This is a genomic window from Nocardioides sp. 31GB23, assembly GCF_040012395.1.
In the GTDB taxonomy this organism is placed as follows: domain Bacteria; phylum Actinomycetota; class Actinomycetes; order Propionibacteriales; family Nocardioidaceae; genus Nocardioides; species Nocardioides salarius.
The window spans coordinates 123,322-133,777 of sequence record NZ_JBDYKJ010000001.1 but is presented as its reverse complement, the minus strand read 5'-3'; the positions used below and the strand labels follow the sequence as shown (position 1 = coordinate 133,777).

Genomic DNA, 10,456 nt, shown 5'->3' with positions numbered 1-10,456 from the left:
GGGATGAGGAGGGGGAGTGGGTTCGGGGGACGGCGACGTCGACCATCGTTTCCTTCGAGGTCGGGGCCCGTGCGCGGAGCCCGTGGTGACCTCCCGGCGGGTGCCGTGAGGGCCAGCAGGTCTTCGGACTCGGGTTCGACCGGGCCAGGACGCCTTCCCGGGCCGGGGCCCAGTGGCTGTGCCACCCGCAGGTGCCACGTGTCCCGCCCGTCACCCACACCGCTGCGCGTCAGTCCCGGAGTCGCACCGGGTTCCCTGGCCTCCCCGGGGGAGGCGTGACTGGCAGCAGGACCGTACCAACCCCGGCCGGCGCCCCCGCCGGCCGCTCGGCTGCTGGTCAACCGACCTCCTCGAGCTCCGACCAGTCGACGGTGGCGGTGCGGCGCTGGTACTCCGCGACCAGGCCCGGCCAGTTGGTGGTGATCCGCGGCCCGTCGGTGTACCAGCTGGTGCACCCGGCCCACACGCTCTCGCCCAGCCGCGACTGCATCTCGGTGTCGAAGGCCTCCCAGACCTCCGGGCGCGGGGCCAGGGCCCGGGCCCGGCCGTCGGCGAGGCGGCGCGCGACCTGCGCGACGTACCCCGCCTGGGCCTCCATCATCGCGATGATCGAGCTGCCGCCGAGGTTGGTGTTGGGGCCGTAGATGCTGAACAGGTTGGGGAAGCCGGGCACGCCCATGCCCAGGTGGGCCCGGGCGCCGTCGGCCCAGACGTCGCCCAGCCGGGTGCCGTCGGGGGCGACCACGTCGAGCCCGCGCAGGAAGTCGGTGGCCGCGAAGCCGGTGCCCCAGATCAGCACGTCGGCCTCGTGCAGGGTGCCGTCGCCGGCACGCACACCGCCGGGCTCCACGCCGGTGACCGGCCCGGTGACCACGTCGACGTGGTCGCGGTCGAGGGTGCGGTACCAGTCGTTGGAGAAGAGCAGCCGCTTGCAGCCCAGCGGGTAGTCCGGCACCAGCCGCGAGCGCAGGCCGGCGTCCTTGACGGTGAGCCGCAGGTGGGCGCGCCAGGCGGCCTCGAGCGCCTTGGTCATCGGCTTCGAGAGCCGGCTCTCGCCGGCCAGGGCCCCGTTGAGCTGCTCGGTGAGCCAGAAGACCGTGCGCCGCTCGGCGGCCAGGGTGCCGGGCAGGCGCCGGAAGAGCGCGTGGTGGCGCGCCGAGTAGGCCTGGTCGGGCTTGGGCACCACGTAGGGCGCCGAGCGCTGGAAGACGGTGAGGGAGGCGACCTCGTCGGCGATGCCGGGCACGAACTGGATCGCGCTGGCGCCGGTGCCGACCACCGCGACCCGCTTCCCGGCCAGGTCGACGTCGTGGCGCCACTGCGCGGAGTGGAAGGTCGGCCCGGCGAAGTCGTCGCGGCCCGGCAGATCGGGCACCACCGGCTCGGAGAGCTGGCCGGTGGCCAGCACCAGCACGTCGGCGGCGTACGTCGGCCCGGCCGCGCCGTCCACCTCGGTCGAGACCTGCCACGCCTCGCCGTCGTGGCGCGCGCCGGTCACGGTGGTGCCGGTGACCACGGCGTCGAGCAGGCCGTGCTCGGCCGCGGTGCGCCGGATGTAGTCGAGGATCTCGGGCTGCGGGGAGTAGCGGCGGCCCCAGGCCAGGTTGGGCGACCACGACCAGGAGTAGAGCGGCGACGGCACGTCGCAGGCCGCGTTGGGGTAGGTGTTCTCGCGCCACACGCCGCCGACCTCGTCGGCGCGCTCCAGCACGGTCACGTCGGTGACGCCCTGCTCGTGCAGCGCGTGCACGACGCCCAGGCCGCCGAAGCCGGCGCCGACCACGACGACGCGCGGCGACCGGACGGCGGGGCCGGGGGAGGACGGGGCGGGTGAGGCGGACGGGTCAGGGGAGGTCATGCCCAGGACGCTAGGGCCGGCGGGCCGCCGCGGGGAGACATCCGGCGCAATCGAGTTGACAATAGCGGACATGACCCGCCCGCTGCCTCCCGCGCAGGCTGCCGGCCCCGACGTGCCGCGCTCGGCCGACGGGGTGCGCCACCTGCTGCGCTGGGCCGGCGCCCGCGGCCACGACCCGGCCGCGCTCCTGCTCGGCACCGGGCTGCGGCTCGACGACCTCGGGCCGGGCGGGGTGCGCGAGGTGACCGCCGCGCAGGAACTGCGGGTCGTGCGCGCCCTGCGCCAGCGGGCCCCCGGCGCGGGCGCCGCCGTGGGGGCGGCGTACGACGTGGGCACCTTCGGGGCGCTGGGCTTCGCCCTGATGACCAGCCGCACCCTGCTCGACGTGGTGACGGTGGCGCTGCGCTTCTTCGACCTCAGCTACGCCTTCGTGGTGCCGCGCGTCGAGGTCGTCGGCGACGACGTGGTCGCCGAGCTCGACGGCAGCGCGCTGCCCGCCGACGTGCGGGCCTTCCTGGTGGCGCGCGACGCGACGGCGGTGCGCACCGTGCTCGACTCGCTGCTGCCGGGCGGGGTCGGCGCGCACCTCGACGTGGGCCCCCACCGGGCGGTGCTGCGCTTCGCCGCCACCGAGCTCGACCGGCCGCTGGCCAGCGGCGACGACCGTCGCCGCGCCCTCGCCGAGGCGGTCTGCCGCGACCTGGCCGCCGACCGGCGCAGCGCCTCCGGGCTGCCCCAGCAGGTGCGGGTGCTGATCACCCAGCGCCTGGCCGACGGCGCCCCGATGGCGGTGGTGGCCGCGGCCCTGGGCCGCACCGACCGCACCCTGCGCCGCCAGCTCGTCGCCGCCGGCACGTCGTACCGCGCGCTGCTCGACGAGGTACGCCGCGCGCTGGCCGCCGACCTGCTGCGCGCCGGGCTGCCGGTCGCCGACGTCGCCGCCCGCCTGGGGTACGCCGAGCCCGCGGCGCTGGTGCACGCCCACCGGCGCTGGACCGGAGGGCCGCCCAGCGCGGCCCGTCGGGCTCGGGCACCCGGCGTTCACCGATCCGACGGCGAGGTGTCACCGCAGCGTCGCGACGGGCTCTCGCAGCGTCCCTAGGTTCGCTGGCGCGTAGGACCCCCTCGACCCAGGAGCCACCCGCCATGACCTGCCAGTACCGCTGCGGCAACGCCTGCGACCACCCCGAGCCCAACCGCACCGGCCACGGCCACGTGCAGGACGAGATCGCCAAGGCCGTGGCCCGCCGCTCGGTGCTCAAGGGCGCCGCCGCCGGCTCCGGGGTGATGGTGCTCGGCGGCACCCTGGCGGCTGCGGCGGTGGCCCCCGCCGCTGCCGAGCCCGGCGTCGCGGCCCGCCCGGTCTCCGGCGACCTGGCGACCGCCGCGTTCACCCCCGTGCGCCCCAACCGCCGCGACGCGGTCGTGACCCCCTCCGGCTTCGACCACGACGTGGTCATCCGCTGGGGCGACGGGGTCGTGGCCGGCGCGCCCGCCTTCGACGCGCGCCGCCAGAGCCCGGAGGCCGCCAAGCAGCAGTTCGGCTACAACTGCGACTACGTCGGGGTGCTGCCGCTGCGCGACGCCAAGCGCGACCGCAAGGACCGCTCGCTGCTCGTGGTCAACCACGAGTACACCGACGAGGCGCTGATGTTCCCCGAGGGCGTCTACACCGACGCCGAGATCACCGCGATCGCGATGGCCAACCACGGCATGTCGGTCGTGGAGATCCGGCGCGGCTCGCGCGCCGGGTCCTGGCGGCGCGTCAAGAGCCTGAAGAAGACCCGCTACAACCGCCGCGTGCACATCGACACCGCCTTCGTGCTCGACGGCCCCGCGGCCGGCGACGAGCGGCTGCGCACCAGCGCCGACCCCAGCGGCACCACCGTGCTGGGCACGCTCAACAACTGCGCCGGCGGCACCACCCCCTGGGGCACGGTGCTCTCGGGCGAGGAGAACTTCAACCAGTACTTCGACCTGCCCGAGGGCCAGCAGCGCGACGAGCGCTACACCGAGGCCTACGCCCGCTACGGCATCACCGGCTCGGGGCGGGGCTGGAGCGCCGTCGACCCGCGCTTCGACCTGGCCGCCGAGCCGCACGAGCCGCACCGCTTCGGCTGGATCGTCGAGCTCGACCCCTACGACCCGGACGCGGCGCCGGTCAAGCACACGATGCTGGGCCGCTTCAAGCACGAGGGCGCCAACGTGGCGCTGACCCGCGACGGCCGCGCGGTGGCATACATGGGCGACGACGAGCGCGGCGACTACCTCTACAAGTTCGTCTCGCGCGACTCGATGCGCACGGGGCCCTCGGCCAAGGCGCGCCGGCACAACAGGACGCTGCTGACCGCGGGCACGCTCTACGTCGCCAGGCTCGTCGGCGACGGCACCGAGGACGGCGAGCACGACGGCACCGGCGAGTGGATCGCGCTGTGCGACGAGACGACCTCGTTCGTGCCCGGGATGAGCGTCGCCGACGTGCTGCTCTTCACCCGCCTGGCCGCCGACCAGGTCGCCCCGACGCGGATGGACCGGCCCGAGGACGTCGAGCCCAACCCGGTCAACGGCAAGGTCTACGCCGCGCTGACCAACAACTCCCAGCGCGGCTCGACGTTCCCGCCCGACGAGGCGAACCCGCTGACCTCGTCGATGGTGCGCTCCTCCGTGGGCGCCCCGCTCACCCCGGCCTCGGGCAACCGCAACGGCTACGTGCTGGAGATGAGCCCGGCCGGCTCCGACCACGGCGCGAGCACCTTCACCTGGGACCTGATGCTCGTCTGCGGCGACCCCGAGGCGCCGGAGACCTACTTCGCCGGCTTCGACAAGACGAAGGTCAGCCCGATCTCGTGCCCCGACAACGTCGCCTTCGACGACCGCGGCAACCTGTGGATCTCCACCGACGGCAACGCCCTGGGCTCCAACGACGGCGTCTTCCGGGTGCCGGTCGCCGGCGCCCAGCGCGGCAACGTCACCCAGTTCCTCACCGTCCCGCGCGGTGCCGAGGCGTGCGGTCCGCTGCTCACCGACGCCAACCGCTCGCTGTGGGTGGCCGTGCAGCACCCCGGTGAGGTCGACGGGGCCACCTTCGAGGACCAGGCCTCCACCTGGCCGCACACCGACGACTTCCCGCGGCCCTCGGTCGTCGTCGCCTTCCGCGACCGCTGAGCCCCGCACCTCCACGGCGCCCGTCGCCCGGCTGGTTCCACCTGCCGGGCGGCGGGCGCTAGACTGCCCACATGCAGCACGCCCTGCTCCTTGCCTAGCCGCGTCGACGACGACTCGACGCGGCTGCCCCTCGCCACGAGGGGTTTTTTTGTGCCCGGGACCAGCGGCGGCCCACACGCCGGCCACCAGACGTGAGAGAGACCCAGATGAGCGAGCGACCCACCGACCGCAGCGACGACGGCGCCCCCGAGGCGGCGACGTACGACGTCGTCGCGGTGCAGGACAAGTGGCGCAAGGTCTGGGACGACCTCGACCCGTTCCGCGCCGGCTCCGCGGCCCCCGGCGCCGAGAAGCGCTACGCGCTGACGATGTTCCCCTACCCCTCGGGCGACCTGCACATGGGCCACGCCGAGGTGATGGCGCTGCACGACGTCGTCGCGCGCTACTGGTGGCAGCGCGGGCACGACGTGCTCAACCCGATCGGCTGGGACTCCTTCGGCCTGCCGGCCGAGAACGCCGCGATCAAGCGCGACGAGAACCCGGCCGTCTTCACCTACGCCAACATCGAGACCCAGGCCGAGTCGTTCAAGCGCTACGCGATCAGCTTCGACTGGTCGCGCCGGCTCAACACCTCCGACCCGGAGTACTACCGCTGGACCCAGTGGCTGTTCCTGAAGTTCCGCGAGCGGGGCCTGGCCTACCGCAAGTTCTCGCCGGTCAACTGGTGCCCCAACGACCAGACCGTGCTGGCCAACGAGCAGGTCGTCAACGGGGCCTGCGAGCGCTGCGGCGCCGTGGTCACCAAGCGCGAGCTGTCGCAGTGGTACTTCAAGATCACCGACTACGCCCAGCGCCTGCTCGACGACATGGAGCCGCTGGAGGCCACATGGCCCTCCAAGGTGCTGGCGATGCAGCGCAACTGGATCGGCCGCTCCGAGGGTGCGCACGTCGACTTCGAGATCACCCTGGCCTCGGGGGAGACCCGCACCGTCACGGTCTTCACCACCCGCCCCGACACCCTGCACGGCGCGACCTTCATGGTGGTGGCCGCCGACGCCAGGCTCGCCGCCGAGATCGTCGCGCCCGAGCGCGCCGAGTCGCTGACGGCGTACGTCGACGAGGTGCGCCGCTCCTCCGACATCGACCGCCTGGCCACCGACCGGCCCAAGACCGGCGTCGACCTCGGCGTCACCGCCACCAACCCGGTGACCGGCGAGCAGATCGCGGTGTGGGCGGCCGACTACGTGCTGGCCGACTACGGCACCGGCGCGATCATGGCGGTGCCGGCCCACGACCAGCGCGACCTCGACTTCGCCAAGCAGTTCGGGCTGCCGGTGCGCCGCGTCGTCGACACCGGCGAGCCGAACCCGGAGGAGACCTACGAGGCCACCACCGGCGACGGCACCTACGTCAACAGCGGCCCGCTCGACGGGCTGGGCGACAAGGCCGCCGGCATCGCGCGCATCATCGAGCAGCTGGAGGAGCGCGGCACCGGCACCGGCACCGTCAACTTCCGCCTGCGCGACTGGCTGCTGAGCCGCCAGCGCTACTGGGGCGCGCCGATCCCGATCATCCACTGCGAGGCGTGCGGCGAGGTGCCGGTGCCCGAGGACCAGCTGCCCGTCGAGCTGCCCGACCTCAAGGGCTCCGACCTCAAGCCCAAGGGCGTCTCGCCGCTGGCCGCGGCCGAGGACTGGGTCAACGTGTCCTGCCCGACCTGCGGGGGCGCCGCGAAGCGCGACTCCGACACGATGGACACCTTCGTCGACTCGTCGTGGTACTTCTTCCGCTACTGCTCCCCGCAGTTCACCGACGGCCCGTTCGACCCGCAGGCGGTGCGCGACTGGATGCCCGCCGCGCAGTACGTCGGCGGCGTCGAGCACGCGATCCTGCACCTGCTCTACAGCCGCTTCTTCACCAAGGTGCTGCACGACATGGGCATGATCGACTTCACCGAGCCCTTCAGCGCGCTGCTCAACCAGGGCGAGGTCATCAACGAGGGTCGCGGCATGTCGAAGTCGCTGGGCAACGGTGTCGACCTGGGCGAGATGATCGACGCGTTCGGCGTCGACGCGATCCGCCTGACCATGGTCTTCGCCGGGCCGCCCGAGGCCGACATCGACTGGGCCGACATGTCGCCCGGCGGGTCGCTGAAGTTCCTGCAGCGTGCCTGGCGCCTGTCCGGCGACGTCACCAGCGAGCCGGGCACCGACCCGGCCGCCGGCGACACCGCGCTGCGCCAGGCCGTGCACCGCACCGTCGCGGAGGCCACCGAGCTGGTGGAGACCCAGCGCTTCAACGTGCTGGTCGCGCGCACCATGGAGCTGGTCAACACCACCCGCAAGGCCATCGACTCGGGCCCGGGCGGCGCCGACCCGGCGGTGCGCGAGGCCGTGGAGGCGGTGGCGATCCTGCTGTCGCTGGTCGCACCGTACGTCGCGGAGGAGATGTGGGAGCGCCTGGGCCACCAGCCCACCGTCGCCCGCGCCGGCTGGCCCGTGGTCGACGAGTCGCTGCTGGTGCAGGAGACCGTCACCGCGGTGGTGCAGGTCAAGGGCAAGGTCAAGGCCCGCCTCGAGGTCTCCCCGGAGATCTCCGAGGCCGACCTCGAGCAGCTGGCGATGGCCGACGCCGACGTGCAGCGCGCCCTCGACGGGGCAGTCGTGCGCAAGGTCGTCGTGCGCGCGCCCAAGCTGGTCAACATCGTCGTCTGACAAGGTGACGGCGTGAGCAAGCCCGCAGCCGGCGAGGGCCCGGTCGTCGTCGTCACCGACTCCACCGCGAGCCTGCCCCCGCAGGCGGTGGCCGAGCACGGACTGGTCGTCGTGCCGCTGCAGGTGGTGATCGGCGCCCAGGTGCTCGACGAGGGCTCCGAGGGCGCGACGCCCGACCGGGTCGCGCAGGCGCTGCGCGAGTACACCCCGGTCTCGACCTCGCGGCCCTCGCCGGCGGTGATGCTCGAGGCCTACGAGAAGGCCCACGCCGCGGGCGCGAGCGCGGTCGTGTCGGTGCACCTGTCGGGCGAGATGAGCGGCACCTACGAGTCCGCCCAGCTCGCAGCGCGCGAGGCGCCGCTGCCGGTCGTCTGCGTCGACACCCGCCAGGTCGGCATCGGCACCGGGTACGCCGCCCTGGCCGCCGCGCGCGTCGCTGCCGCCGGCGGCTCGGCCCAGGAGGCCGCCGACGCCGCGCGGGCGCGCGCCGAGGCCACCGCCTCGCTGTTCTACGTCGACACCCTCGAGTACCTGCGCCGCGGCGGGCGCATCGGCGCGGCCGCGGCGCTGCTCGGCGGGGCGCTGGCGGTCAAGCCGCTGCTGCGCATCGACGACGGACGGGTCGACTCCCTGGAGCGGGTGCGCACCTCCGCCCGGGCGCTGGCCCGGCTCGAGGAGCTGGCCGTCGAGGCGGCCGGCGAGACCCAGGTCGACGTCTACGTCGCCCACCTGGCCAACCCCGAGCGCGCCGAGGTGCTCGCCGACCACCTCCGCGAGCGGCTCGCCGACCAGCTCGGCGGCCGCGAGCTGTGGTGCGGCGAGCTCGGAGCGGTCCTGGGCGCCCACGTCGGCCCCGGCATGATCGCCGTCTGCGTCGCCCCCCTCACCCCCTGACCGCCGCTGCTCGACCAACGGCGGTGGTCGTTGGTCGAGCAGTGACGAGCGCCAGCGAGGAACGTCGCCGAGACCCGGTGACCGTCGTGGTCGCCGTACGCCGTGTGCTCGCTGGGTCTCGGCGTCGCTCGAGCCTTCGGCCCTCGCTGCTCGACCAACGGGGAATGTCCCCTGGCGCAGAACTGGAACACGTTCTAGTCTCGGCGCCATGAGCGACTCCGACCTGCGCACCGGCACCCACAACGGCCACCTGATGGCGGCCGCCCTCAAGCGCCACCGCGACCGCCCGGTCATGCACCTCGGCGACGTGATCCTCACGGGCGGGGAGGTCGCCGACCGGATCAGCCAGTACGTGCAGGCCTACGAGGCGCTCGGGGCGGGGCGCGGCACCGCCGGCGCCCTGCTGGCGCTGAACCGGCCCGAGGTGCTGTTCATCATCGGCGCGGGGCAGACCCAGGGCTTCCGGCGCACGTCGCTGCACCCGCTCGGCTCGCTCGAGGACCACGCCTACGTCATCAACGACGCCGAGATCACCACGTTGACCATCGACCCGCAGCCGATGTTCGTCGAGCGGGCGCTGGGGCTGCTCGAGAGGTGCCCCCGGCTCGAGAAGGTGCTGACCATCGGCCCGGTGCCGCACGAGCTGGCCCACGTCGGCCACGACCTCGCCGCGGCCGCGGAGCACTGCGAGCCACGTCGCCTGGAGGCGGCCACGCTGGCGCCCGACCACGTCGTGTCCGTCACCTACACCGGTGGCACCACGGGCAGGCCCAAGGGCGTCGTGGGCACCGCGCAGGCGATGACCACGATGACCCAGGTGCAGCTGGCGGAGTGGGAGTGGCCGGAGTCGCCGCGCTTCTTGATGTGCACCCCGCTCTCGCACGCCGGCGCTGCGTTCTTCGTGCCGACGGTGATGAAGGGCGGCACCCTCTTCGTCCTCGGCAGGTTCGACCCCGCCGAGGTGCTGCGCACCATCGAGGAGCAGCGCATCACCGCCACGATGCTGGTGCCCTCGATGCTCTACGCGCTGATGGACCACCCCGACTCCCGCACCCGCGACCTCTCGTCGCTCGAGACCGTCTACTACGGCGCCTCGGCGATCAACCCGGTCCGGCTGCGGGAGGCGATCGACCGCTTCGGACCGGTCTTCGCGCAGTACTACGGTCAGTCCGAGGCGCCGATGGTCATCACCTACCTGGCCAAGGACGACCACGTGAGCGGCGACGAGCGGAGGCTGGCCTCCTGCGGGCGGCCGTCGGCCTTCCTGCGCACCGCCCTGCTCGGCGAGGACGGCCGGCCGGTGGCGCCCGGCGAGCCGGGGGAGATCTGCGTCGCCGGCCCGCTGCTGGCCGGCGGCTACTGGAAGCTGCCCGAGGTCACGGCAGAGACCTTCCGCGACGGCTGGATGCACACCGGCGACGTGGCCCGCGAGGACGAGGACGGCTTCTGGTACATCGTCGACCGCACCAAGGACATGATCGTCACCGGCGGCTTCAACGTCTTCCCGCGCGAGGTCGAGGACGTCGTCGCCGAGCACCCGGCGATCGCGCAGGTCGGCGTGATCGGCACGCCGCACGAGAAGTTCGGCGAGGCCGTCACCGCGATCGTCGTGCTGCGCGAGGGGTGCGAGCTCACCGACGAGGTGGTCGCCGAGATCCAGCAGCTGGTCAAGGACCGCAAGGGCTCGGTGCAGGTGCCCAAGCAGGTGGTGGCGACCGACGCGCTGCCCCTGACCGGGCTCGGCAAGCCGGACAAGAAGGCGCTGCGCGCGCAGTACTGGACGGGAGAGCGCGCCGTCGGCTGAGCCAGACCGAGCCCAACGAGG

Annotated in this window: 6 protein-coding genes and 1 riboswitch; of the genes, 5 read left to right on the top strand and 1 reads right to left on the bottom strand. The window is 73.6% G+C overall.

Going from position 1 to position 10,456, the window contains the following annotated elements:
* Positions 1-96: 96 nt before the first annotated feature.
* Positions 97-299, bottom strand: a riboswitch (cobalamin riboswitch).
* Between the two features lie 38 nt (positions 300-337).
* Positions 338-1,858, bottom strand: coding sequence for an NAD(P)/FAD-dependent oxidoreductase (locus ABKW28_RS00635; RefSeq protein WP_348605619.1), 1,521 nt, complete (start codon positions 1,856-1,858; stop codon positions 338-340).
* 70 nt (positions 1,859-1,928) lie between these two features.
* Here ABKW28_RS00635 and ABKW28_RS00630 point away from each other — a divergent pair, with 70 nt between their 5' ends.
* The 5 genes from ABKW28_RS00630 (at position 1,929) to fadD8 (ending at position 10,435) form a co-directional block, all read left to right on the top strand.
* On the top strand, positions 1,929-2,960 hold the full coding sequence (locus tag ABKW28_RS00630) for an AraC family transcriptional regulator ligand-binding domain-containing protein (RefSeq protein ID WP_348605617.1): 1,032 nt from the start codon (positions 1,929-1,931) through the stop codon (positions 2,958-2,960).
* Between the two features lie 44 nt (positions 2,961-3,004).
* Positions 3,005-5,023, top strand: coding sequence for a PhoX family phosphatase (locus tag ABKW28_RS00625; protein ID WP_348605615.1), 2,019 nt, complete (start codon positions 3,005-3,007; stop codon positions 5,021-5,023).
* Positions 5,024-5,229: 206 nt separating this feature from the next.
* Positions 5,230-7,737, top strand: coding sequence for a leucine--tRNA ligase (gene leuS / locus ABKW28_RS00620; protein WP_348605612.1), 2,508 nt, complete (start codon positions 5,230-5,232; stop codon positions 7,735-7,737).
* 12 nt (positions 7,738-7,749) lie between these two features.
* Entirely contained in the window at positions 7,750-8,631 is an 882-nt protein-coding gene (locus ABKW28_RS00615; RefSeq protein ID WP_348605610.1) for a DegV family protein, read from the top strand.
* 208 nt (positions 8,632-8,839) lie between these two features.
* Positions 8,840-10,435, top strand: coding sequence for a fatty-acid--CoA ligase FadD8 (gene fadD8 / locus ABKW28_RS00610; RefSeq protein ID WP_348605608.1), 1,596 nt, complete (start codon positions 8,840-8,842; stop codon positions 10,433-10,435).
* The last annotated feature ends 21 nt before the right edge of the window (positions 10,436-10,456 follow it).

Bases quoted from the DNA above. Each gene is read 5' to 3' on its own strand.
- ABKW28_RS00635 (WP_348605619.1), bottom strand. From the start codon at position 1,858: ATGACCTCCCCTGACCCGTCCGCCTCACCCGCCCCGTCCTCCCCCGGC.
- ABKW28_RS00630 (WP_348605617.1), top strand. From the start codon at position 1,929: ATGACCCGCCCGCTGCCTCCCGCGCAGGCTGCCGGCCCCGACGTGCCG.
- ABKW28_RS00625 (WP_348605615.1), top strand. From the start codon at position 3,005: ATGACCTGCCAGTACCGCTGCGGCAACGCCTGCGACCACCCCGAGCCC.
- leuS (WP_348605612.1), top strand. From the start codon at position 5,230: ATGAGCGAGCGACCCACCGACCGCAGCGACGACGGCGCCCCCGAGGCG.
- fadD8 (WP_348605608.1), top strand. From the start codon at position 8,840: ATGAGCGACTCCGACCTGCGCACCGGCACCCACAACGGCCACCTGATG.